This is a genomic window from Delftia sp. BGA-UO-ETr-SB1 (assembly GCF_059567865.1).
In genome coordinates this window covers 2,316,218-2,337,991 of sequence record NZ_JCAQOW010000006.1, presented here as the reverse complement: position 1 = coordinate 2,337,991, position 21,774 = coordinate 2,316,218, and the positions used below count along the sequence as shown (strand labels likewise).

20 protein-coding genes are annotated in these 21,774 nt (G+C 68.5%); 5 read left to right on the top strand and 15 right to left on the bottom strand.

What is annotated here, in order from left to right:
* Nucleotides 1-2: 2 nt before the first annotated feature.
* Nucleotides 3-1,052: an HlyD family secretion protein gene (locus AC57B5_RS29235; RefSeq protein WP_496400813.1), complete on the bottom strand. Its 1,050-nt coding sequence runs from the start codon at nucleotides 1,050-1,052 to the stop codon at nucleotides 3-5.
* Nucleotides 1,049-2,500, bottom strand: coding sequence for a TolC family protein (locus tag AC57B5_RS29230; protein ID WP_496400812.1), 1,452 nt, complete (start codon nucleotides 2,498-2,500; stop codon nucleotides 1,049-1,051). The genes AC57B5_RS29235 and AC57B5_RS29230 overlap by 4 nt, the downstream gene beginning before the upstream one ends.
* A gap of 283 nt (nucleotides 2,501-2,783) precedes the next feature.
* Between AC57B5_RS29230 and argA the strand changes: the two genes are divergently transcribed.
* Nucleotides 2,784-4,130 carry an amino-acid N-acetyltransferase gene (gene argA / locus AC57B5_RS29225; protein ID WP_012206372.1) on the top strand — a complete coding sequence of 449 codons (1,347 nt, stop codon included), beginning with the start codon at nucleotides 2,784-2,786 and terminating at the stop codon, nucleotides 4,128-4,130.
* 171 nt (nucleotides 4,131-4,301) lie between these two features.
* Here argA and bla read toward each other — a convergent pair whose 3' ends face one another.
* On the bottom strand, nucleotides 4,302-5,213 hold the full coding sequence (gene bla, locus AC57B5_RS29220) for a class A beta-lactamase (RefSeq protein WP_202758692.1): 912 nt from the start codon (nucleotides 5,211-5,213) through the stop codon (nucleotides 4,302-4,304).
* A gap of 109 nt (nucleotides 5,214-5,322) precedes the next feature.
* Between bla and AC57B5_RS29215 the strand changes: the two genes are divergently transcribed.
* The 3 genes from AC57B5_RS29215 to AC57B5_RS29205 all read left to right on the top strand — a co-directional run bounded on the left by AC57B5_RS29215 (nucleotide 5,323) and on the right by AC57B5_RS29205 (nucleotide 7,699).
* Nucleotides 5,323-6,180, top strand: coding sequence for a LysR family transcriptional regulator (locus AC57B5_RS29215; RefSeq protein WP_012206374.1), 858 nt, complete (start codon nucleotides 5,323-5,325; stop codon nucleotides 6,178-6,180).
* Between the two features lie 93 nt (nucleotides 6,181-6,273).
* Nucleotides 6,274-6,945, top strand: coding sequence for a glutathione S-transferase (locus tag AC57B5_RS29210; protein ID WP_013801706.1), 672 nt, complete (start codon nucleotides 6,274-6,276; stop codon nucleotides 6,943-6,945).
* A gap of 106 nt (nucleotides 6,946-7,051) precedes the next feature.
* Nucleotides 7,052-7,699, top strand: coding sequence for a LysE family translocator (locus tag AC57B5_RS29205; RefSeq protein ID WP_013801705.1), 648 nt, complete (start codon nucleotides 7,052-7,054; stop codon nucleotides 7,697-7,699).
* Between the two features lie 35 nt (nucleotides 7,700-7,734).
* Here the strand turns inward: AC57B5_RS29205 and AC57B5_RS29200 are convergent, their stop codons facing one another.
* The 7 genes from AC57B5_RS29200 to rpiB all read right to left on the bottom strand — a co-directional run bounded on the left by AC57B5_RS29200 (nucleotide 7,735) and on the right by rpiB (nucleotide 14,794).
* Nucleotides 7,735-8,691 carry a sugar-binding transcriptional regulator gene (locus AC57B5_RS29200; RefSeq protein WP_012206377.1) on the bottom strand — a complete coding sequence of 319 codons (957 nt, stop codon included), beginning with the start codon at nucleotides 8,689-8,691 and terminating at the stop codon, nucleotides 7,735-7,737.
* Between the two features lie 45 nt (nucleotides 8,692-8,736).
* Complete coding sequence (locus AC57B5_RS29195) at nucleotides 8,737-9,858, bottom strand: alcohol dehydrogenase catalytic domain-containing protein (protein WP_034395413.1); 1,122 nt, start codon at nucleotides 9,856-9,858, stop codon at nucleotides 8,737-8,739.
* A 48-nt stretch (nucleotides 9,859-9,906) separates the two neighbouring features.
* Nucleotides 9,907-10,887, bottom strand: a complete 981-nt coding sequence (locus AC57B5_RS29190) for an ABC transporter permease (protein WP_016448253.1) — start codon at nucleotides 10,885-10,887, stop codon at nucleotides 9,907-9,909.
* A 48-nt stretch (nucleotides 10,888-10,935) separates the two neighbouring features.
* Nucleotides 10,936-11,700 carry a GolD/DthD family dehydrogenase gene (locus tag AC57B5_RS29185; RefSeq protein ID WP_496400811.1) on the bottom strand — a complete coding sequence of 255 codons (765 nt, stop codon included), beginning with the start codon at nucleotides 11,698-11,700 and terminating at the stop codon, nucleotides 10,936-10,938.
* Complete coding sequence (locus AC57B5_RS29180; protein ID WP_126312055.1) at nucleotides 11,697-12,752, bottom strand: substrate-binding domain-containing protein; 1,056 nt, start codon at nucleotides 12,750-12,752, stop codon at nucleotides 11,697-11,699. Before AC57B5_RS29180 ends, AC57B5_RS29185 begins: the two co-directional genes overlap by 4 nt.
* A gap of 63 nt (nucleotides 12,753-12,815) precedes the next feature.
* Nucleotides 12,816-14,318, bottom strand: a complete 1,503-nt coding sequence (locus AC57B5_RS29175; RefSeq protein ID WP_496400810.1) for a sugar ABC transporter ATP-binding protein — start codon at nucleotides 14,316-14,318, stop codon at nucleotides 12,816-12,818.
* A gap of 2 nt (nucleotides 14,319-14,320) precedes the next feature.
* Nucleotides 14,321-14,794: a ribose 5-phosphate isomerase B gene (gene rpiB / locus AC57B5_RS29170; RefSeq protein WP_012206383.1), complete on the bottom strand. Its 474-nt coding sequence runs from the start codon at nucleotides 14,792-14,794 to the stop codon at nucleotides 14,321-14,323.
* Nucleotides 14,795-15,087: 293 nt separating this feature from the next.
* Between rpiB and dhaL the strand changes: the two genes are divergently transcribed.
* On the top strand, nucleotides 15,088-16,884 hold the full coding sequence (dhaL, locus tag AC57B5_RS29165; RefSeq protein ID WP_496400809.1) for a dihydroxyacetone kinase subunit DhaL: 1,797 nt from the start codon (nucleotides 15,088-15,090) through the stop codon (nucleotides 16,882-16,884).
* A gap of 3 nt (nucleotides 16,885-16,887) precedes the next feature.
* On the opposite strand, the gene AC57B5_RS29160 is transcribed toward dhaL, so the two are convergent.
* The 5 genes from AC57B5_RS29160 to AC57B5_RS29140 form a co-directional block, all read right to left on the bottom strand.
* Nucleotides 16,888-17,394: a disulfide bond formation protein B gene (locus AC57B5_RS29160; protein ID WP_012206385.1), complete on the bottom strand. Its 507-nt coding sequence runs from the start codon at nucleotides 17,392-17,394 to the stop codon at nucleotides 16,888-16,890.
* A gap of 98 nt (nucleotides 17,395-17,492) precedes the next feature.
* Entirely contained in the window at nucleotides 17,493-18,620 is a 1,128-nt protein-coding gene (locus tag AC57B5_RS29155; protein WP_013801698.1) for a sulfate/molybdate ABC transporter ATP-binding protein, read from the bottom strand.
* Between the two features lie 37 nt (nucleotides 18,621-18,657).
* Nucleotides 18,658-19,656, bottom strand: a complete 999-nt coding sequence (gene cysW / locus AC57B5_RS29150) for a sulfate ABC transporter permease subunit CysW (protein WP_082848104.1) — start codon at nucleotides 19,654-19,656, stop codon at nucleotides 18,658-18,660.
* A gap of 1 nt (nucleotide 19,657) precedes the next feature.
* Nucleotides 19,658-20,563 (bottom strand): sulfate ABC transporter permease subunit CysT, encoded by a 906-nt coding sequence (gene cysT / locus AC57B5_RS29145; RefSeq protein WP_013801696.1) that lies wholly within the window; start codon nucleotides 20,561-20,563, stop codon nucleotides 19,658-19,660.
* A 74-nt stretch (nucleotides 20,564-20,637) separates the two neighbouring features.
* Complete coding sequence (locus AC57B5_RS29140; RefSeq protein ID WP_013801695.1) at nucleotides 20,638-21,639, bottom strand: sulfate ABC transporter substrate-binding protein; 1,002 nt, start codon at nucleotides 21,637-21,639, stop codon at nucleotides 20,638-20,640.
* Nucleotides 21,640-21,774: the final 135 nt, after the last annotated feature.

Genomic DNA, 21,774 nt, shown 5'->3' with positions numbered 1-21,774 from the left:
GCTCAACGGCCGCCTTCCACAACCACGCTCATGCCGGGCCGCGCGCCTGCAATGGGCTGCTGCGGCCGCGCGCGGACCTCGAAGGTGCGCGCATCGAAGCCCTGGCCCGCACGCGTGGTGCGCCAGGTGGCGAAGTCAGGCAGCACCCCCAGGTAGTAGACCTCGAAGCCGGCCTCGCGGTTGTCCAGGCCCGGCAGGCGGCCGGTGAAGCGGCTGCCCTGGGCAAAGCGTGCAAGCTGGTCCTCGCGCACATTGAGCACCACCCACTGGTCGGCCAGGTCCACCACGGTGACCACGGCCACGCCCTGCGGGGACAGCTCGCCCTGGCGGGCCAGCACCTGGACCACCTCGCCGCCCACGGGGCTGCGCAGCTCGGTCTCGGCACGCGCGGCCTCCACCTCGGCGACCACGCCCTGCACCTGGCGGGCCTGGGCCTGGGCGGCGCTGCGATCCTCCTGGCGCGCGCCCGATGCCGCCATTTCATACTGCGCGCGCGCGGCCAGCGCCTGGTCGCGCGAGGCGCGCCAGTTGGCATCGGCTTCATCGCGCTTCTGGGCCGCAACCAGTCCCTGGTCGAAGAGGCTTTGCACGCGGCGCAGCGAGGTCTGGGCCAGGTCGGCGGCCGTCTGGGCGCGCTGCCAGTTCAGGCGCGCCATCTGCACTTCCTGCGGGCGTGCGCCGGCCTGCGCCTTGTCGGCCTGGGCCTGGGCGGCATCGCGCGCGGCCTCGGCCTGGGCCAGCTTGGCGCGCACCTCGGGGCTGTCCATCTCCACCAGCAGATAGCCGGGCTGGATCTTCTGGCCTTCGGTGACGCGCACCTTGGCGATGCGCGCCGTGACCTTGGGCGCGATGTCGGTCTCGCGCGCTTCCATCTGGCCCTGGAAATACAGGGGGGCGGGCTGCGCCGCACGCCAAAAGCCCCAGGCCACGAGCAGCAGCACGGCCAGCACGATGGCCAGGGCCAGCCAGGGGCGCCTGCGCCCCGGCGGCACGGGCGCGGGGCCGGGTGCTTCGGGGGCGCTGCGGGGATGGTCGGGCGTGGCTGTGCTCATGGTGCGTCGGGTGGGATCTGTATGTCGGCCTGGGCCATGAATCGGTCGAATTCCTCGCTCTGGCCCGTGCTCTCCAGCAGTGCGGCCAGGGCCTGCACATACTGGTTGGCCAGTTCGGCACGCTGGGTCTGGACCTTGGCGAGATTGAGGCTGGCGTCGATCAGGTCCAGCGTGGTGCTGGTGCCTTCCCGCAGGCCGGCCTCGCGCAGCCGCAGCAGCTCGCGCGCAAGATCCTCCTGGGCCTGCTGGGCCTGGTACTGGCGGCGCGCCTGCTCCACGCCCAGCCAGTTCTTCTCGACCAGCAGCGCGATGTCGCTGAGCGCCTGGGCTTCGGTCAGCTCGGCCTGCTCGATCTTGCGCTGCGAGGAGGCGGCCAGCGCATCGCGGTCGATGCTGTCCCACAGCGTCCAGCGCACAGCCACGCCAGCCACCCAGTTGGGCTTGCCGCTGGTGTTGACCTCGCGCGAACCGAAGGCCAGCAGCTGCGGCCGGCGCAGCGCCTCCTGGGCATCGTGCAGGGACTCGGCCTGGCGCTTCTTGGCCTGCACCTTGTCCAGACCCGGATGGTGCGACTGGGCCGCGGTGACGAAGCCGTCCAGCGGCGGCAAGGGCCGGCTGCTGACGAACAGCGGCGTGCTGGGCAGCACCTGCCGCTGCGCCTTGACCGTGCGCGCCAGCGCCGCTGCGGCCAGGTCTGCGTCGTCGCGCGATTTGCGCGCCTGCTGCTCGGCGTCGGCCAGCGCGGCACGGGCCTGCAGGCGCTCCAGCCGGGAGATCACGCCCGCCTTGAGCATGCTTTGCGCCGCCGTGTCATGCACGCGCACGCCTTCAAGCGCACGCTCGCGCAGCCGTGCGGCCCGCTCGGCCAGCTGGGCGCCGAAGTAGCGCTGCACCAGCAGCGAATGCAGGGCGTGGCTGCTGCTGGCGGCATCGGCCAGGGCTTCGTCGGTGGCAGCGTCCAGGCCACTGCGCACCGCATCGGACAGGCCGCCCAGGTACAGCGGCCAGACCAGGGACAGGCTGGCCGAGGCGTTCGTGCTCTTGCGCTGCAAGGCATAGGAGGTGGGCAGTTGCGGCAGCGAGGGAATGGCCGGCCCCACCGAGGGCGGCAGCTGGCCGAGGACGCCGTCCAGGGTGCGCCGCGCAGGATCGAGATCGATGTCGGCATTTGCCGAATAGCGGTAGCCCAGGCCCGTGATGGCCACGGAAGGCCCGCCCAGCCCCTGCGTACCCTGGCGTCTGAGGCGCGCGCTTTCCACGGCCTTGGCCGAGGCGGCCAGTTGGTCGGAGCCCTGCAGCAGCGCCTGACGGGCCTGCACGAAGCTCATCGTGGCGGCAGCCTGGGAGGCCGGAGCCTCCCCTGCAGCCTGGGCTGCCCCTGCGACCATGCCCAGCGCCGCCAGCCACGGCACAAGGCGCGCGGGCCGCGCAAGCAACGGAAAAAACATGGAAGCGCTCAATGGCATGAATGGGGGCGCCTTGCGTGGTTCACCGATGGTGGCGAAGCTTACACGGGCTTGCAGGCGGGCCCCCGTCGGACAAGGTCCTGTGCCTTGTGCCCCCGGCACTGTGCAGCAGGTTCGATTTGCCTGGCGTTCCATCCCATTTCTGTGCGCAGGTGCCGCGCCATGCCGCTACACTGGCGCCTGCCTGCGCGAGCATGTCCTGGCGGACCTGTCCGCAGGCCTTTTTTTTCTGCCCGGCATCGGCCCGATGCCCCGACTGACCACCATGTCCACCGTCTTCAACTTCACCTTCGTCCCCTGGTTCCGGTCCGTGGCTCCCTATATCCACAAGTTCCGACACCAGACCTTTGTGGTGGGACTGACGGGCGAGGCCATCGCATCGGGCAAGCTCAGCTCCATCGTCCAGGACCTGGCCATGATCCAGGCCATGGGCGTGAAGATCGTGCTGGTCCATGGCTTCCGTCCCCAGGTCAACGAACAGCTTGCCGCCAAGGGCCATGAGGCCCAGTACTCGCGCGGCGTGCGCATCACCGACTCCGTGGCGCTGGACTGTGCCCAGGAAGCCGCTGGCCAGCTGCGCTACGAGATCGAGGCCGCCTTCAGCCAGGGCCTGCCCAATACGCCCATGGCCGGCGCGCGGGTGCGGGTGATCTCGGGCAACTTCCTCACGGCGCGGCCCGTGGGCATCGTGGACGGCGTGGATTTCAAGCATTCGGGCCTGGTGCGCAAGGTCGATGTGAGCGGCATCCGCAGCGCCCTGGACATGGATGCCATGGTGCTGATGTCGCCCTTCGGCTTCTCGCCCACCGGCGAGGCCTTCAACCTGAGCATGGAAGAGGTGGCCACGCGCGTGGCCATCGAGCTGAAGGCCGACAAGCTGATCTTCATGACCGAGGTGCCGGGCATCCGCATGGACCCCACGGGCCCGGCCGACGAGACCAACCCCATCGACACCGAGCTGCCGCTGGCCACGGCCCGCCGCATGCTGGCCGAGTTGCCCACGCCCGAGCAGCCCACGGACACGGGCTTTTACCTGCAGCACTGCGTGCATGCCTGCGAGCACGGCGTGGAGCGCAGCCACATCCTGCCGTTCGCCATCGACGGCGCGCTGCTGCTGGAGATCTATGTGCACGACGGCATCGGCACCATGATCATCGACGAGAAGCTGGAAGAGCTGCGCGAGGCCACGCCCGACGACGTGGCCGGCATCATCCAGCTGATCGAGCCCTTCGAGAAGGACGGCACCCTGGTCAAGCGCAGCCGCACCGAGATCGAGCGCGACATCGCCCACTACACCATCATCGAACACGATGGCGTGATCTTCGGCTGCGCCGCGCTCTACCCCTATCCCAGCGCCAGGACGGCCGAGATGGCGGCCGTCACCGTCTCGCCCAAGAGCCAGGGCACGGGCGATGGCGAGAAGCTGCTAAAGCGCATAGAGCAGCGCGCCAAGGCCCAGGGCCTGGACAGCCTGTTCGTGCTGACCACGCGCACCATGCACTGGTTCATCAAGCGCGGCTTCCAGCCCGTGGACCCCGACTGGCTGCCCGAGGCTCGCAAGGCCAAGTACAACTGGGACCGCAAAAGTCAGGTCCTGGTCAAGAAGTTGTAACCCCCTGAGGCGCTGTGCGCCTTCCCCCTCACGAAGGGGGCATACGGGCGGCCGGCGACACCCTCGGTGCGGGGGCGGCGCGGCCGGCCCAGGCCCTTCCTCGGTGTCTCTCGTCTTCAGGCCGCGCCAATTTTCTGAAATCGCCCAAATCAAGCGACATGGTGGCGCAACTCAGCCTTGCACTGCTGCCTGCCAGCGTGCGGCCGCCTTGCCGGCCGCTGCCAGCGCCGCATCGCGCTGTGGCGCGTCGGCCGGGCATTCAGTGAGGTAGCCCGTCACCAGCAGCGGTGCGCTTTGCGGCGTGCGCCAGGCGATGACGGCATCGTTGGCCGTGCCGCGATCGCCGGTGCCCGTCTTCCCACCCACACGCCAGCCGGCCGGCATGCCTGCGCGCAGGCGCTTGTCGCCCGTGCGGCTGGCCACCAGCCACTGTTGCAGCAGGGCGCGGCCATGGCCGTCCAGCACCGATCCCAGCAGCAGGCGCTGCATGCTTTGCACCATGGCCAGCGGCGTGGTGGTGTCGCGCTCGTCGCCGGGCAGGCCTTCGTTGAGCTCGGGCTCCATGCGGTCCAGGCGCGTGGTCTCGTCGCCGCTGGCGCGCAGCCACTGCGTCAGCGCCTGCGGGCCGCCGCTGGCGTCCAGCAGCAGGTTCGCGGCCGTGTTGTCGCTGAGCACCACGGCGGCCTCGCACAGCTCGGAAATGGTCATGCCGCCGCCATCACCGGCACGCGGGCCGCTGGCCGGCGAGTAGGGAACCAGCCGGGAGCTGGCGTAGTGCACGCGGCGCGACAGGCGCTCATCGCCCTGCTGCACGCGGTCCAGCACCTGGGCGGCCAGCAGCAGCTTGAAGGTGCTGCACATGACAAAGCGCTCGTCGCCGCGGTGGTCCACGCTGGCGCCCGACTCCGCCTCCAGCACGGCCACGCCGAGCCGGCCGCCCACACTTTTCTCGATGCGCGCCAGCTCGGTCCTGAAGGCCTGGTCGGCAGCCCCCTGTTTTTTTGATGGCAGGGCGCAGCCGGCCAGCCCGGCCGCCATCCAGGCGGCCGCGCCGCCCGTCATCAGAAAATCGCGTCTTTGCATTGTTTTTCCTTTTCAGTTGCAGATCGACAACCGCAACGATAGCGCCGCGCCCAAGCTGCGACCAGCGTGAATAATTGGCAGCATCCCTTAGAAAAACTATTGGCTCACCATGCAACTGCCCCTCAATGCCCTGCGCATGTTCGATGCGGCCGCGCGCCATCTCAACCTGACGCGGGCGGCCGACGAGCTGTGCGTGACCCAGGCCGCCGTCAGCCAGCACATCCGCAACCTGGAGGAGCGCCTGGGCAAGCCGCTGTTCCGGCGCCTGCCGCGCGGCCTGGCGCTGACCGATGAGGGCCATGCGCTGTGGCCTGCCGTGGCCGAGAGCTTTGCGCGCATAGAGCATTCGCTGCAGCAGGTGGCCGAGCCGCGCCCGCGCGAGGTCCTCACCGTGGGCGTGGTCGGCACCTTCGCCATCGGCTGGCTGATTCCCAGGCTGGGGCAGTTCCAGCAGCAGCACCCCTACATCGACCTGCGACTGCTCACGCACAACAACCGCGTGGACCTGGCCGGTGAAGGGCTGGATGCGGCCGTGCGCTTCGGTGACGGCGCCTGGCAGGGCACGCGCGCCGAGCTGCTGCTGCGCGCGCCGCTGACGCCCATGTGCACCCCGGCCCTGGCCCAGCGCCTGCGCCAGCCGGCCGACCTGGCCGGGCAGACGCTGCTGCGCTCGTACCGCCTGCAGGAATGGGAGAGCTGGTTTGCCACGCTGGACCAGAGCGCGCCGCTGGCGCGCGGGGCCATGTTCGACTCCTCGCTGACGCTGGCCGAGGCGGCGGCCCAGGGCGCGGGCGTGGCCCTGCTGCCGGCGCGCATGTTCCAGCACCTGCTGCAGCAGGGCCGGCTGGTGCGCCCCTTCGAGCAGGAGGTGGACACGGGCGCCTACTGGCTGACCCATCTGCGCTCGCGCGCACCCAGCGCGGCGCTCAAGACCTTCAGGCAATGGCTGCTGGCGCAGCTGCAATAGCCACGGACGCCCGCGGCAAGACCCGCAGGCCGCCTGACTTTGGCCCCGGCGCTATCATCTGCCGCTTTTGGCCCCTAGCCCCGTTCCCGCTCCATGACCCAGACCCTGCCGGTTCTCTACTCGTTTCGCCGCTGCCCCTACGCCATCCGCGCCCGCCTGGCGCTGGCCCATGCCGGCCTGGCCTGCGAGCTGCGCGAAATCAACCTGCGCAACAAGCCGCAGGCGCTGCTCGATGCCTCGCCCAAGGGCACGGTGCCCGTGCTGGTGCTGGAGGACGGCCGCGTGATCGAGCAGAGCCTGGATGTCATGCTGCACGCGCTGCGCGCCAATGACCCGGACGGCTGGCTGGCACCGACCAGCGGCTCGCTGCCGGACATGCTGGCGCTGATCGAGCGCAACGACGGCTTTTTCAAGCACGCCCTGGACCGCTGCAAGTACCCCGAGCGCTACACGGCCGAAGAGGTCAACCACGCCCAGGCCGATGCCCTGACCTGGCTGGCCGAGCTGGACGACCAGCTGGAGGCCACCGGCTACCTGTTCGGCCAGAACCCCAGCCTGGCCGACATGGCCCTGCGCCCCTTCGTGCGCCAGTACGCGCGCATCGACGAGTCGCAATGGAACGAGCAGCCCTGGCCGCACCTGCAGGCCTGGCTGCAGCGCTGGATCGATTCGGCCCTGTTCGCCGAGGTGATGGAAACCTACCCGGGCTGGGTGCCCGGCACGCGCGGCCCGGTCTTTGCCGCCGGCGGCGTGGGCAGCGACTGACGCCTGCCCGCCCCGTGCGCCTTGCCCCGGGTCGGCAGGGGCTGCGCAAGGCAGGCAAAGCTGGCACAGTGGCAGGCTGTTGCCAACCGCATGAGCCTTCGCCGACATGACCCTCGCCACCCTGCTCGTCTTCTCCCTGGTCGCGCTGATCGCGATCATCACCCCCGGTCCCACCGTGCTGCTGGCCCTGGCCAATGGCTCGCGCCACGGCGTGCGCCGCGCCCTGCCGGGCATGCTGGGCGCCGTGCTGTCGGACTTCGTGCTGGTCGGCGCGGTCGCGCTGGGCCTGGGCGCGCTGCTGGCGGCCTCGGAGTTCTGGTTCTCGGTGGTCAAGTGGGCGGGAGCGGCCTACCTGGCCTGGCTGGGCCTGCGCATGCTGCGCAGCCAGGGCGGATCGCTGTCGGCACCCCAGGGTGACGGCAAGGCAGAGGCCGGCGCCGACGGCTACAGCGCCCGCACCGTGCTGTTCAAATCGTTCCTGGTCGCCGTGACCAATCCCAAGGGCTACCTGTTCTGCTCGGCCCTGCTGCCGCAGTTCATCGACCCGGCGGCCGCCCAGGCGCCGCAGTACATCGCCATTGCGCTGGTGTTCGCGCTCATCGATTTCCTGGTGATGCTGGCCTATGCCTTCGCAGGATCACGCGCCGCGCGGCTGCTGCGCGGGCGGGCCGTGATGTGGCTGGACCGCCTGTGCGGCGGCATGCTGCTGGCGCTGGCAGGCTCGCTGGCCTTCTACCGCCGCGCGTCGAACTAGGCGCGCCGCCCAAGAGCCGCCCCTCCCCCACTGCGTCAGCGCGTCGTCCCCATGACATCGTCCAGCTGCAGCACGGCCGCCGCGTTGGCCGTGGTGGTGGCCAGCGTGTCGATGGCGCCGGTGCGCAGCGCGCCCAGGATGGCCGTGACCTTGCTGGATTCGGCCGCCACGGCGATGACGTTGGGTATGCGCAGCAGGTCCTCGCGGCTCAGGCCGATGACGCGGTCCTGCATGGGGGTGGCGGCCGGCTGGCCGTGGATGTCGATGAAGTCATAGCCCATCATGTCGCCCACCGTGCCCGCGCGGCGGGCGTCCGAGATCTCCTGCGCGGAAAACCAGCCCATGCGGGCCATGTTGCTGTCCACGCTGACATCGCCCACGCCGATGAGGGCGATGTCGGCGCGGCGCGCCTTGTCCAGGGTGTGCCTGACGGTGTCGTTGTCCAGCAGCGCCTTGCGCAGTTGCGGATCGCCCACCAGGGCCGGCGCATAGAGCGATTCGGACTTGCCGCCAAAGCGCGCGGCCAGGCGGCGCGCGATGTGGTCGGCGTTCATCGCCTCCCCGCCACGGTAGGAGCCGCCGATGGCGCTGACGAAGTGGCATTCCCGCCGTGTGGCGGACAGGGCGTGCTCGGAGACCGAGGACACGTTGCGCCCCATGCCCACGGCCACGATGGAGCCATCGACCAGGATGCGCTCCAGCTCGCTGGCCACCAGGCCTGCCAGCAGTTCGCGCTGCCGGTCGGCATCCTTGTGGTCCACCGCGATCAGGGCGCGCTTGATATGAAAGCGCTCGGTCAGCTGCCGCTCCAGGTCGGCGGACACCAGCGAATGCGGCCGCACGCGGATCTCGACAATGCCCTCTTCCTGCGCGCGGCGCAACAGCCGCCCGACGGTGGCGCGCGAGATGCCGAACTCCTTGGACAGTTGGTCCTGCGTGCATCCATCGACGTAGTACAGGGTCGCCAGTCGCGTCAGGTCGCTTTCAGTCAAGGGTGCCTCCAAGGGTGCCGGGAAAGGCGCGCAGTGTAGCGCCGCTCACCGGGCCTCGCCAGCGTGGGGCAGCAGCAGGACCTTGACCGAGTCCATGGAATCGGCCACCCGGATGGCGCTCTCCCAGTCCGACAGCGCATAGCGGTGGGTAACGATGCCCTCGGAGGTGACCAGCCCGCGCGCCAGCAGGTCGATGGCAATGGGGTAGCAATGGGCGCTCAGGTGGGCGCCGCGCAGGTCCAGCTCCTTTTCCTCGCCGATGATGGACCAGTCCACCGTGGTCTCGCGCCCGAAGACGCTGAACTCCACGAAGCGGCCGAGCTTGCGCACCAGGTCCAGCCCCTGCGTCACGCCCGAGGGCGCGCCCGTGGTCTCTATGTACACATCGCAGCCATAGCCGTCGGTCAGTGCGTGCACGATGGCGCGGGCATCCTCGCGCGCGGGGTTGATGGTCACGTCGGCGCCGCAGCGGCGCGCCAGCGCCAGGCGCTGGTCTGACAGGTCCATGACCACCAGCCTGCGCGGCGTCTTCAGGCGCGCCACCTGGGCCATGAGCAGGCCCAGCGTGCCCGCGCCGGCGATGACCACCACATCATCGAGCTGGATGTCGCCGCGGTTGACGGCATGGATGGCGCAGGACAGCGGCTCGGTGATGGCCGCATCCTCGAAGTCCACACTCTCGGGAATCCGGTGCACCACGGCGCGGGCAGACAGGCGCATGTACTCCGCCATGCCGCCATCGGCCACCTGGCCCTGGAAGCCGTAGACATCGTGCACCTCGCACATCCAGCGAAAGCCGGTCCTGCAATAGCGGCAGGCATGGCATGGCACGATCTGCTCGGCGATCACCCGGTCACCCAGCTGCACGCCGTGGTGCTCCTGGGCACCCTCGCCCACCTCCACCACATGGCCCCAGAACTCGTGGCCCGCGATCACCGGCGGGCGCACATAGGCGGGGCGGCCTTTTTCCGGATCTCCCCAGAAGCGCGGCGCGCCAGCCCAGCATTTGCAGTCGCCCGCGCAAATGCCGCAGGAAGCCACGCGGATGACCAGCTCGCGCGGCCCGGCCTGCGGACGCGCGACGCGTTCGAGCCGGTAGTCCCTGGGGCCGTGGCAGACCACGGCCAGCATGTTCGTATCGGCGGCGTCAGGCAGGGTGTTTTGCATGGAACTCTCCCGGGTTGCAGATGGTGGACAGGACGTGGGCGCAGCGCTTCATGCCCTGCGGCGCGAACTGTCGAGCAGCACGGCGCCGACGATGATCACGCCCTTGATCAGCTGCTGGTAGTACGAGGAAACTCCCAGCAGGTTCAGCCCGTTGTTGATCACGCCGATGAGCAGGGCGCCGACGACCGTGCCGCCCAGGCTGCCCGTGCCGCCCGACAGGCTGGTGCCGCCGATCACCACGGCCGCAATGGCGTCCAGCTCGTAGGACACGCCGGCCTGCGGCAGCGCCGCCGTGGTGCGCGACGCCAGCAAAATGCCGGCCAGCCCCGCGAGCAGGCCGCTGACCACATAGACCAGCAGCACGATGGCGCGGGTGTTGATGCCGCTGGTCTTGGCGCTGCGCAGGTTGCCGCCCACGGCGTAGATGTAGCGGCCATACACGGTGTAGCGCAGCACGAAGGCGAACACCGCGACGGCAACGGCAAAGATCACGATGGGCATGGGCACGGGTCCCAGCTGGCCGGCGCCGATGGCAAGAAAGCCGTCGGGCAGCTCGGACACCGGCATGCCGTCGTTGTAGATGTAGGTCAGGCCGCGCGCCGCACTGAGCATGCCCAGCGTGGCCACGAAGGGCGGCACCGCGAACCAGGCCACCAGCAGGCCGTTGACGCCGCCCAGCAGCATGCCCACGCCCAGCCCGGCGCCCACGCTCACCGCCAGCCCCTGGCCATCGGCCGCCAGCCAGGCGCCGACCATGCCGGCCAGCGCCAGGATGGCGCCCACCGACAGGTCGATGCCCGCCGTCAGCACCACGCACGTCATGCCGATGGCCAGAATGCCGTTGATGGAGGTCTGGCGCAGGATGTCGGCCCAGTTGCCCCAGGTCATGAAATGGGGGTTGGCCAGCGCCAGCGCCGCGCACAGTGCAACCAGCGCGATGACCACGCCGTAGCGCTCGCGCAGGCTACGCAGGTCCAGCGCGCGCCGCCCCAAGAGCGGCGGCGAAGATGCGGCTTGAAGATTCGTCATGGAGGACTCCCGCGTTGATGGAAGAAAGGCGTGGGGCCGGCTGGCCGCTCACTGGATGGAGTAGCCCCCGTCGATGACGATGTTCTCGCCCGTCAGCATGCCGGCGTGCGTACCGGCCAGGAACACGGCCAGCCGCGCCACCTCCTCGGGCTGCGCGAAGCGGCCCGTGGGAATGAGCGCGCGCATCGCCTCCCCCGCTTCACCGGCCCAGGCCTGGCGGCCCAGCGGCGTATCCACCACCGTCGGCGAGATGGCGTTGACGGTGATGCCGTCGGACGCCCACTCCAGCGCCAGCACGCGCGTCAGTCCCACCAGGCCCGCCTTGCTGGCGCAATAGGCGGCATGGCGCCTGAGCGCGACCACGCTGGCCTGCGAGGCCAGGTTGATGATGCGTCCGTGGCGCTGGCGGCGCATGGCCGGGGCCACTGCCTGGGCCAGCAGCAGCGGCGCCGTGAGGTTGACGGCCAGCGTGCGCTCCCAGGCCGCCTCGCTGATTTCGCCGGCCGGCTCCAGCAGCGCCACGCCGGCGCTGTTGACCAGGATGTCGATGCGGCCCGTGGCCTCCAGCACCGTGGCCACCGCCTGCTCCACGCCCGCCGGCCTGGCCACATCCACCGCCAGCGCCAGATGGCGCCGGGGCTCCGCCAGGCTGGCAGCGGCCACGTCCAGCGCCTGCCGCTCCAGGTCCACCAGGACGACACGCGCACCGCCTTCGGCGAGCTGCCGGGCAATCGCCAGGCCGATGCCGCCCGCGCCGCCGGTGACCAGGGCCGTGCGGCCGTCGAAGTCCCGCTCCAGGCCGGCGGCGCTCATTTGCGCACCTTCTGCAAGAAGGCGTCGGCATTGGCGGGCACGATGGCGGTCCAGGGCACCTCGTAGGATTTGGCCGTGCCATCGCCCCAGGGCATGGCCTGGGCATACTCGCTCCATACCACCGAGCGCGGCCGGTAGGACGGGCCGACAAGCTGGCGCAGCAGCACATCCAGCGCGCCCTGCGCCTGGGCCTGGGCATCCTGGAAATTGGTGGTCATCTCGCCGCGCTTGACGGCCGTGATGGCGGCGGCCACACCGTCCACACCCACCACCGGGATGGTCTTGATATCGATGCCCTTGGTCTTGATGGCCTGCACCGCGCCCAGGGCCTCGTCGTCGTTCTGGGCGATCACGCCCTGGATCTGGCCCGGGAATGCGGTCAGCCAGTTCTCCATCAGCCCCATGGACTCGGCGCGCGACCAGTTGGCGGTCTTGCGCGCCAGCACCTTCACGTCCTTGTGGCGGGCCAGCACCTCGTCATTGCCGCGCGCCCGCTCAATCTGTGCCGACTGGCCTATGGGCCCCTCGATGACGACGATATTGCCCTTGCCGCCGATGGCCTTCATCAGCGCCTCGGCCTGCATGCGGCCGGCCACCACATCGTCATTGCCCACGTAGGAAGTCAGCACATCGCCCTGCACGCGCGTGTTGGAGCCCACCACGGGAATGCCGGCCTTCACCGCCTTCTGCACGGGCGCCGCGCCCGCCTTCAGGTCAATGGGCACGAAGAGGATGCCGTCGTACTTCTGCGTGATCATGGTGTCGAACTGGTTGCTCTGCGTCAGCGCGTCGTAGTTGCCGTCGAACACGGTGATCTGCACCGTGCCGTCCTTCACGGCCGGATGCGCCTTCAGCTCCTTGGTCCACATCTGCATGAACTCGCCCTTGAGCCCATAGACGGCCGCGCCTATGCGGTAGGGCTTGGCCGGTGCTGGCACTGGTGCTGGTGCCGACAGCGGGGCCGGAGCCTGGGCCCGGACCTGCGCTGCGGCCAGGAACAGCCCACCGGCAAGCGCGGCTGCAAGCACGGTGGTGAAGCGGAAAAACGGCATGGTCATGTCTCCTGTGTGTTGTGAAAGGCAAGGGGAAAAACGCAGCACGGGCATCGCCCGGGCTCAGGACGCGAGGTGCATCAGCGCCTCCTGCGTGATGCCGTGGCCGGCCACCACGCGGTCAAGCCGGCCTTTGCGGAAGATGGCGATGCGGTCGCTCAGCTCCAGCAGCTCCGGCGCCTCGGAGGACAACACCACCACGGCATGGCCCTGCGCGGCCAGCGAGGCCAGGAAGGCGTACACCTCGCGCTTGGCGCCTTCGTCGATGCCGCGCGTGGGCTCGTCGCACAGCAGGCAGACGGGGTTGGTGGCCATGCAGCGGGCCAGCACCACCTTCTGCTGGTTGCCGCCGCTCAGGCCCGAGACCGGCATGGCCGGGCTGGCCAGCTTCACGCGCAGGCGCTGCAGCAGGCCGCCCACCAGCACGCGCTCTGCCGCGCCATCCACCACCCCGGCGCGCTGCAGGCCCGGCAGTGCGGGCAAGCTGGCGTTGAAGCGCACCGAGGAGCTCATCACCAGCCCCGTGGCCTTGCGGTCCTCGGTCACCAGGGCCAGGCCCGCCTTGATCGACGCCGTCGGATTACCGCGCGGCAGGGGCCGTCCGCCCAGGCTCGCCTGCCCCTGGTCGGCGCGCGTGAGGCCGTACAGGCAGTTGAGGAATTCGCTGCGGCCCGATCCCATCAGTCCGTAGATGCCCAGCACCTCGCCGCGGGCAACGTCCAGGCTGATGTCCTCGAACTCGCCCCGGCGCGTGAGCCCCTGCACCGACAGCAGCGGCTCGCCCGGCGCCGCAGCCCTGCGCTCGCTGGCGGCAGCGCGGACCTCCCGGCCCACGATGAGCTTCACCAGCTGCCGCCGGTCGATATCGGCCAGCGCGCCGGTCTGCACGAAGCCGCCATCGCGGAACACCGTGTAGCTGTCGGCAATGGTGAAGATCTCCGTCAGGCGGTGCGACACGTAGAGGATGCCGGCGCCCTGCGCGGTCACGCGGCGTATCGCGTCGAAGAGGATGGCGGTCTCGCTTTCGCCGATGGCCGAGGTGGGCTCGTCCATGATGATCAGCTCGCTTTGCCGGCTCAGGGCCTTGGCAATCTCCACCAGCTGGGTCTGCGCCAGGCTCAGGCGGCCCATCTGCGCACGCGGATCGATATCGAAGCCCAGCTGCCTGAGCAGCGCATCCGCCTGCTCCAGCAGCGCGGCATGGCGGACCACCACGCCGGCGCGCCGGGGCTCGCGGCCCAGGAAGATGTTCTCGGCCACGCTCATGCCCGGGATGGGCGACAGCTCCTGCGTGATGATGGACAGGCGGTGCGCCAGCGCCTCGTGCGGCGTGGCGAAATCCACCGGCCGGCCCTTGAGCAGTATCTCGCCGGCATCGCGCCGCAACAGGCCCATCACGATGTTCAGGAAGGTGGATTTGCCTGCGCCATTGCCGCCGCACAGCGCGTGCACGCTGCCGGCCTGCAGCTCAAGGCAGCCGTTGCGCAGCGCAGGCACGCCGCCGAAGCTCTTGGCCACCCCGCGAGCCTGCAGCAGTGCGGTGCCGGTGCTGGTGCCGGTGTCCATGGTCACGCGCCCTGCCCGCGCCCGGCCGCGGCGGCCTGCGAGCGTTCGAAGCCGGTGATGGCATCCACCTTCAGGGCCGAGCTGCCGCCATCGAAGCGCGATGCGAGGAAGCGGTCCACGATGGCCTTGGCCAGTTCCACCCCGATCACGCGCGAGCCCAGCGTGATGATCTGCGCGTCGTTGCTGCGGCTGGCGCGCTCGGCCGAATAGGTGTCATGGGCCTGCGCGGCGCGGATGCCCGCCACCTTGTTGGCGGCAATGGCCATGCCTATGCCCGTGCCGCACAGGAGAACGCCGCGCTCATGGCGGCCCTGGACGATGGCCTGCGCCACCGCGATGCCGATGTCGGGGTAGAGCACCGGCTCGCCGTCGTGCGTGCCGAAGTCGGCCACTTCGTGGCCCTGGGCCAGCAGATGCTGCTTCACGGCGTTCTTGAGGTCGCAGGCGGCTTCGTCGCAGCCGATGGCCAGCTTCATGGCATCCCCTTCATTACAAAAGACCATCACATGATCATTTGATCAATGTTTTTCGAGAGTCTTCTCAATCGAAAAGCAATTGTCAAACAACGAAAGCTATGTGCATCAGCAATATGAAGACGTAACCTGTTGAATTTTCTACAAAATCCATCAAATCCTATCGTTTTCCCTTGGCTATTGAATAGCCAAAAGGCATTGACATGCCAATTTCAACAAATAAAAATGACCATTCAATGATCATATGAACAGCCTTCGGCACACCCGCCGCGACTGCACTTGGAGGAGACAAAGGCATGACGACCAACCGCGTGATCAACGACCCCGACCGGGTGGTGGAGGACATGCTCCAGGGATGGATCGCCGCCCATGGCGACACCCTGCGCATCGACGCAGGCAACCCCCGCGTCGTGCGCCTGCATGGCGCGCCACGCAGGGGCAAGGTGGGCATCGTGACAGGCGGCGGGTCGGGGCACGAGCCGGCCTTTCTGGGCTATGTGGGCGCAGGCCTGTGCGACGCTGCCGCCGTGGGCGAGGTCTTCTCGTCCCCCACGGCCAGAAGCTTCTACGACGCCATGCGCGCGGCCGATGGCGGCGCCGGCGTGGCCTGCCTGTATGGCAACTACGCGGGCGACAACATGAACGTTGCCATGGCCGTGCAGATGGCCGCGGCCGAAGGCATGGCGGTCAGGACCGTGGTGGCCAACGACGACGTGCCTTCAGCCGCGCGGGGCGACGAGGCCAGCCGCCGCGGCGTGGCCGGCGAGATCCTGATGTGGAAGGTGGCGGGCGCCCGGGCGGCCATGGGCGCCAGCCTCGACGAAGTCATCGCCCTCGCCCGGCACGCCATGGCCCGCACGCGCAGCATCGGCATCGGCCTGTCGGCATGCACCATTCCCGCCGTGGGCAAGGCCAATTTCCATATCGAGCGCGGCAGCATGGAGGTCGGCATAGGCCACCATGGCGAGCCCGGCATGTCCGTGCACCGCACGGCCACGGCGGCCGATATGGCCGAGCGCATGCTGGACACCCTGCTGCCCGACCTGCCCTTCGCCCCGGGCGACCGCGTGGCCGTGCTGCTGTCCGGCCTGGGCGCCACGCCGCTGATGGAGCAGTACATCCTCTATGGCGAAGTCGCCCGGCGCCTGCAAGAACGCGGCATTCAGGTAGCCTTCCGGCTGGTGGGCAATCTCTTCACGTCGCTGGAGATGATGGGCATTACGCTCACGCTGATGCAGCTGGACGACGAGCTGCTGGCATGCCTCAAGGCACCCTGCCAGTCGGTCGCGCTGACCCTGACCGGCGGGCTACCGCTCCAGCCGCAGGAGGCCATTCCAACGCCGCCCTCTGCTCCGGCACGAACGCAGGCACAGGCCCAGGAACAGGCACAAACCGCCCGCCCCCAAGCCGCAAGGCGCACCAGCCAAGGGCCGGCCATCGCGCTCGATGGCGCGGGCAGCATCGTGCGTGAACTGATCACGGCCATCGTCAGCCACCGGGAGTTCCTGAGCGAGATCGACGGCCTGATCGGCGATGGCGATCACGGCATCAACATGGCCAAGGGCTTTTCCGGCTGCGGCGCACGGCTTGATGCCATGGAGGCCAGCCAGGCAGCGCAGCTGCCTGCGGCGCTGCAGCAGCTGTCCCAGGCCTTGATGGACGATATCGGCGGCTCCATGGGCCCGCTGTACGGCAGCTTCTTCCAAGGCTTCGCCGATGTTCTTGGGCCGGAGCAGGAGATGGATGCAGCCCTGTTCGGCCAGGCGCTGGCGCGGGCCGTCGCCGATGTGCAGGAGATGGGCAAGGCCCAGGTGGGCGACAAGACCCTCATCGACACGCTGGCCCCGGCCCTGCAGGCCTACCGGCAATCGCTGCAGGCCGACGCCGGTTTCCGCGAGGCGCTGCAGGCCATGGAGGCCGCGGCCGAAGCGGGCAAGGAATCCACGCGCCACTTGCAGGCCCGCATCGGGCGCTCGGCCCGGCTGGGGCCGCGCTCCATTGGCGTGCTGGACGCGGGCGCCACGTCCTGCTGGCTGATTCTGAGCACCCTGGCGCAGTCGCTGCAGCGGCGACTGGCGCAAGCCTCAGCCTAGGGCTCAGCGCCTGCGGGCAGCGCCGCGCACCAGCAGCACCAAGACGGCCACGCTCATGATGGCGAAGCAGATGAAGGACCAGTTGGCGATGGAGCCGCCCAGGAAGCTCCAGTCCACGGCGGCGCAGTCGCCCGAGCCACGGAAGATCATGGGCACGGCACGGCTGATGGAGTAGTTCTCGATCATTCCGTAGAAGTCGCGCCCGCAGGTGGCGAACTCGGGCGGATACCACTGCAGCCAGCTCTGGCGCGCGGCGACGAAGGCGCCAAAGCCTGCAGCCACCAGCGCCAGCACGCCCCAGCTGATCAGCCAGCCACGGCCGCCGCGCACACTGCCCAGGCCCGTGAAGAGGGCCACGCCGATCAATGCATAGCGCTGCACGATGCACATCGGGCAGGGCTCCAGCCCGACCACATGCTGCAGATACATGCCGAAGGCCAGCATGGCCACGCAGGCCAGGCTGATGAGCGCCAGGATGCGGCGCGGAGCGTTGTCAAACCATTGAAGCATTCTTGTCTTTCGTCACCCGGTTGAATGAAATCAGGGCTGCGGCGCCGGCCCGGCGCTGCAGCCCTGTTCAGCGGGTGCAGGAAGCCGTTGCCGCGCCGTCAGATGCCAGCCGCCTCGTCCAAGAACACCTTGGCGCGGCGCGGTGTCACCACCAGGGTTTCCCCCTCGCGCAGCGCCATGTCCCTGAACTGCTGCGCAGGAATCTGCGCCTCGATCAGGCCACCCTCTTCGGCATTGTCCGTGCTTTCGGTGCTCTCCGATGGAATAAGTTCCAGGCGCGCAATGGGCCCCACGACGATGGCGCGGGCCAGCTGCACGACGATGCCCGTGGGCCGTCCCTGGACGTCCAGGTTCTGGCCGGGCGAGTAGCGCTCCACCTCCAGATCGTGCGGGCGCACATAGGCGAAGGCCTTGCTGTCGCTGGCGCCCTTGGCGTCGTGGCTGTCCAGCTGGGTGCCGTCGTCCAGGTAGACACGGCCATCGCTGGCGCGGCCCTTGAACAGGTTGACATCGCCCAGGAAGCCGTAGACGAAGGGCGTGGCCGGGTTGTCCCAGACCTGCTGGGGCGTGCCCTCCTGCTCGATGCGGCCCTGGTTGATGACGACCACGCGGTCGGCCACTTCCAGTGCCTCCTCCTGGTCGTGGGTCACGAAGATGGAAGTCACGTGCAGCTCGTCATGCAGGCGGCGCAGCCAGCGGCGCAGCTCCTTGCGCACCTTGGCATCCAGCGCGCCGAAGGGCTCGTCGAGCAGCAGCACCTTGGGCTCCACCGCCAGGGCGCGGGCCAGGGCAATGCGCTGGCGCTGGCCGCCCGACAGTTGGGACGGGAAGCGTTCGGCAATCCAGTCCAGCTGCACCAGCTTGAGCAGGCTCATCACCTTCTCGCGGATCTGGGCCTCGCTGGGGCGCTGGCTGCGCGGCTTCACGCGCAGGCCGAAGGCCACGTTCTCGAACACGGTCATGTGGCGGAACAGCGCGTAGTGCTGGAACACGAAGCCCACGTTGCGCTCGCGCACATGGACATCGGTGGTGTCTTCGCCGCTGAAGTGGATGCTGCCCACGTCGGGCGTCTCCAGGCCCGCGATGATGCGCAGCAGCGTGGTCTTGCCGCAGCCTGAGGGGCCGAGCAGTGCGATGAGTTCGCCGGACTGGATGTCCAGGCTCACATCGCGCAGGGCCTGGAAATCGCCGAACTGCTTGCTGACGTTGCGTATTTCAATGCTCATGGTCTTGCTCTTGCTTTTGTCTGGTCGGGGCCGGGGTTCAGGACACCTGCGGCACCTGGGATGCCTGGGATGCCGCCGTGGGGCGCTCGGGAGGCAGGTCGGCAGCGGCCTTGGCCTGCTGCTCGGCACGCCACTCGGCCACCGACTTGATGACCAGGGTCACCAGCGCCAGCAGGGCCAGCAGCGAGGCGGCAGCGAAGGCGGCAACGGACTGGTACTCGTTGTAGAGGATCTCCACATGCAGCGGAATGGTGTTGGTCTGGCCGCGGATGTGGCCCGAGACCACCGACACCGCTCCGAACTCGCCCATGGCACGCGCATTGCACAGGATCACGCCGTACAGCAGGCCCCACTTGATGTTGGGCACGGTGACCTTCCAGAAGGTCTGCCAGCCCGTGGCACCCAGCACGATGGCGGCCTGCTCCTCGTCGCTGCCCTGCGCCTGCATCAGCGGGATCAGCTCGCGGGCGATGAAGGGGAAGGTCACGAAGATGGTGGCCAGCACGATGCCGGGCACGGCGAAGATGATCTTGATGTCATGCTCGGCCAGCCAGGGGCCGAACCAGCCGTTGGCGCCGAACACCAGCACGTACATCAGGCCCGCCACCACGGGCGAGATCGAGAACGGCAGGTCGATCAGCGTGATCAGAAAGGCCTTGCCCCGGAACTCGAACTTGGCAATGCACCAGGCCGCCGCCACGCCGAACACCAGGTTCACCGGCACGGCGATCAGCGCCGTGATCAGGGTCAGCTTGATGGCCGACCAGGCATCGGGCTCCTGCAGGCCGGCGACATAGGCGTCCCAGCCCTTGCGCAGCGCCTCGGTGAACACGGCCGCCAGTGGCAGCACGAGGAACAGGCCGATGAAGATCAGCGCAATGCCCGTGAGAATCCAGCGCACGGCGCGAGGCTCGGTGGTGGTGAGCTTTTCGCGCCGGCCCTTCGGGGGCGCCGTGAGCCTGTACAGCACCAGCACGGCGACCAGCACCGCGCCAATGATCTTGAGAAGCAGAGCTTCCTGTGGAGACAACGCCATCTCAAGCCCCTCCCGAATGCTTGCGCTGCCATGCCTGCAGCGCGTTGATGACCAGCAGCATCACGAAGGAGAACAGCAGCATCACCACGGCCACGGCCGTGGCGCCTGCGTAGTCGTATTGCTCCAGCTTGCCAATGATGATCAGCGGTGTGATTTCAGAAATCATGGGCATGTTGCCCGCGATGAAAATGACCGATCCGTACTCGCCGATGGCGCGTGCAAAGGCCATGGCAAAGCCCGTGAGCAGCGCGGGCGTGATGGCCGGCAGGATCACCTTGTAGAAGATCTGCCAGCGCGAGGCGCCCAGGCTGGTGGCCGCCTCTTCCAGCTCCTTCTCGGAGTCTTCCAGCACCGGCTGCACCGTGCGCACGACAAAGGGCAGGCCGATGAAGATCAGCGCAATGACCACGCCGTTCGGGTTGAAGGCCAGCTGGATGCCGTAGGGCTCCAGGTACTGGCCCACCCAGCCGTTGCCGGCCAGCAAGGCGGTCAGCGAAATGCCGGCCACGGCCGTGGGCAGGGCAAAGGGCAGGTCCACCAGGGCATCGACGATCTTCTTGCCCGGGAACTTGTAGCGCACCAGCACCCAGGCGATCAGCAGGCCGAACACCAGGTTCACGCAGGCCGCCGCAAACGAGGCGCCAAACGTCAGCCGGTACGAGGCCAGCACGCGCGGCGAGGCCACGGCCTCCCAGAACTGGGGCCAGGTGAGCGAGAAGGTCTTGAACAGCAGTGCCGACAACGGGATCAGCACGATCAGGCTCAGATAAAACAGCGTATAGCCCAAGGTCAGCCCGAAGCCGGGCAAAACGCGCTTGGCGCCGCGCCCTTTGCGCGCCGCACCGGACGGTGCGGGCACAGGAGCGTCGGCGCCAGGCCTTGGGCTGGTCGGAACGGCAGACACCATGTTGGATTCCAAATCAGCCAGTGTGGGGAGGGGGCCTCAGGCGGACTGCGCCGCCTTCATGCCTGCTTGCGTGCTTACTTGCCGGGGACGTAGATCTTGTCGAACTGTCCGCCGTCGTTGAAGTGCACCTTCTGGGCTTCGGACAGCGAGCCGAAATACTTGGCCACGGTGAACTGCTTGATGGGCTTGAACACATCGGCATGCTTCTTGAGCACGGCCTCGGAGCGGGGGCGCAGCGCGTGCTGTGCGGCGATTTCCTGGGCCTCGTCGGAGTACAGCCAGGCCAGGTAGTCGTGCGCCAGCTGGCCCGTGCCCTTCTTGGCCACGGTGCGCTCGACCACGGCCACGGGGTTCTCGGCCACGATGGACACCGAGGGATGGACGGCATCGACCTTGCCCTTGCCGAATTCGCGGTCCACGGAGACCACTTCGGACTCGAAGGTGATCAGCACGTCGCCGATGTTGCGCTGCAGGAAGATGCTGGTCGCGTCGCGGCCGCCCTTGCCCAGCACGGGCACGTTCTTGTAGAGCTGCTGCACGAACTCGGCCGCCTGCGCGTCGGTGCCGCCCTTCTCGCGCACCGAACCCCAGGCCGCCAGGTAGGCGTAGCGGCCATTGCCGCCGGTCTTGGGATTGACCACCACGACCTTCACGTCGGGACGGATCAGGTCGCTCCAGTCCTTGATGTTCTTGGGATTGCCGTTGCGCACCAGGAACAGCATGGTCGAGGTGGTGGGCGAGGCGTCATTGGGGAATTTCTTGGCCCAGTCCTTGGCGACCACGCCGCTGTCGGCCAGGAACTGCACGTCGGTGGTGGTGTTGAAGGTCACCACATCGGCGGCCAGGCCGTCGTTGACGGCGCGCGCCTGGGCGCTGGAGCCACCGTGCGACTGGTCCACCTTGATGTCCACGCCCTTGGTCTTCTTGTAGTGGGCGACGAAGGCGGCGTTGTAGTCCTTGTAGAACTCGCGCGCCACGTCGTAGGAAACGTTGAGCAGCTGGTTCTGCGCCGATACCGTTCCCGCGGCGGCCAGCGCCAGGGTGGCCAACAAAGTCTTGAGCTTCAAAGAATGCATGGTTCGCTGCCTTTTATTAGTGGACATCTCTGCGGTGTATTCACAGACAGTCACATTGTGCGAACGCTGACTTAAAACTCAAAAGAATATATTTTTGTTTGTTAATGGCCTGTCACCATATAAAGAAACTGCCCT

Bases quoted from the DNA above. Each gene is read 5' to 3' on its own strand.
- AC57B5_RS29235 (WP_496400813.1), bottom strand. From the start codon at position 1,052: ATGAGCACAGCCACGCCCGACCATCCCCGCAGCGCCCCCGAAGCACCC.
- AC57B5_RS29230 (WP_496400812.1), bottom strand. From the start codon at position 2,500: ATGTTTTTTCCGTTGCTTGCGCGGCCCGCGCGCCTTGTGCCGTGGCTG.
- argA (WP_012206372.1), top strand. From the start codon at position 2,784: ATGTCCACCGTCTTCAACTTCACCTTCGTCCCCTGGTTCCGGTCCGTG.
- bla (WP_202758692.1), bottom strand. From the start codon at position 5,213: ATGCAAAGACGCGATTTTCTGATGACGGGCGGCGCGGCCGCCTGGATG.
- AC57B5_RS29215 (WP_012206374.1), top strand. From the start codon at position 5,323: ATGCAACTGCCCCTCAATGCCCTGCGCATGTTCGATGCGGCCGCGCGC.
- AC57B5_RS29210 (WP_013801706.1), top strand. From the start codon at position 6,274: ATGACCCAGACCCTGCCGGTTCTCTACTCGTTTCGCCGCTGCCCCTAC.
- AC57B5_RS29205 (WP_013801705.1), top strand. From the start codon at position 7,052: ATGACCCTCGCCACCCTGCTCGTCTTCTCCCTGGTCGCGCTGATCGCG.
- AC57B5_RS29195 (WP_034395413.1), bottom strand. From the start codon at position 9,858: ATGCAAAACACCCTGCCTGACGCCGCCGATACGAACATGCTGGCCGTG.
- AC57B5_RS29190 (WP_016448253.1), bottom strand. From the start codon at position 10,887: ATGACGAATCTTCAAGCCGCATCTTCGCCGCCGCTCTTGGGGCGGCGC.
- AC57B5_RS29185 (WP_496400811.1), bottom strand. From the start codon at position 11,700: ATGAGCGCCGCCGGCCTGGAGCGGGACTTCGACGGCCGCACGGCCCTG.
- AC57B5_RS29180 (WP_126312055.1), bottom strand. From the start codon at position 12,752: ATGCCGTTTTTCCGCTTCACCACCGTGCTTGCAGCCGCGCTTGCCGGT.
- AC57B5_RS29175 (WP_496400810.1), bottom strand. From the start codon at position 14,318: ATGGACACCGGCACCAGCACCGGCACCGCACTGCTGCAGGCTCGCGGG.
- rpiB (WP_012206383.1), bottom strand. From the start codon at position 14,794: ATGAAGCTGGCCATCGGCTGCGACGAAGCCGCCTGCGACCTCAAGAAC.
- dhaL (WP_496400809.1), top strand. From the start codon at position 15,088: ATGACGACCAACCGCGTGATCAACGACCCCGACCGGGTGGTGGAGGAC.
- AC57B5_RS29160 (WP_012206385.1), bottom strand. From the start codon at position 17,394: ATGCTTCAATGGTTTGACAACGCTCCGCGCCGCATCCTGGCGCTCATC.
- AC57B5_RS29155 (WP_013801698.1), bottom strand. From the start codon at position 18,620: ATGAGCATTGAAATACGCAACGTCAGCAAGCAGTTCGGCGATTTCCAG.
- cysW (WP_082848104.1), bottom strand. From the start codon at position 19,656: ATGGCGTTGTCTCCACAGGAAGCTCTGCTTCTCAAGATCATTGGCGCG.
- cysT (WP_013801696.1), bottom strand. From the start codon at position 20,563: ATGGTGTCTGCCGTTCCGACCAGCCCAAGGCCTGGCGCCGACGCTCCT.
- AC57B5_RS29140 (WP_013801695.1), bottom strand. From the start codon at position 21,639: ATGCATTCTTTGAAGCTCAAGACTTTGTTGGCCACCCTGGCGCTGGCC.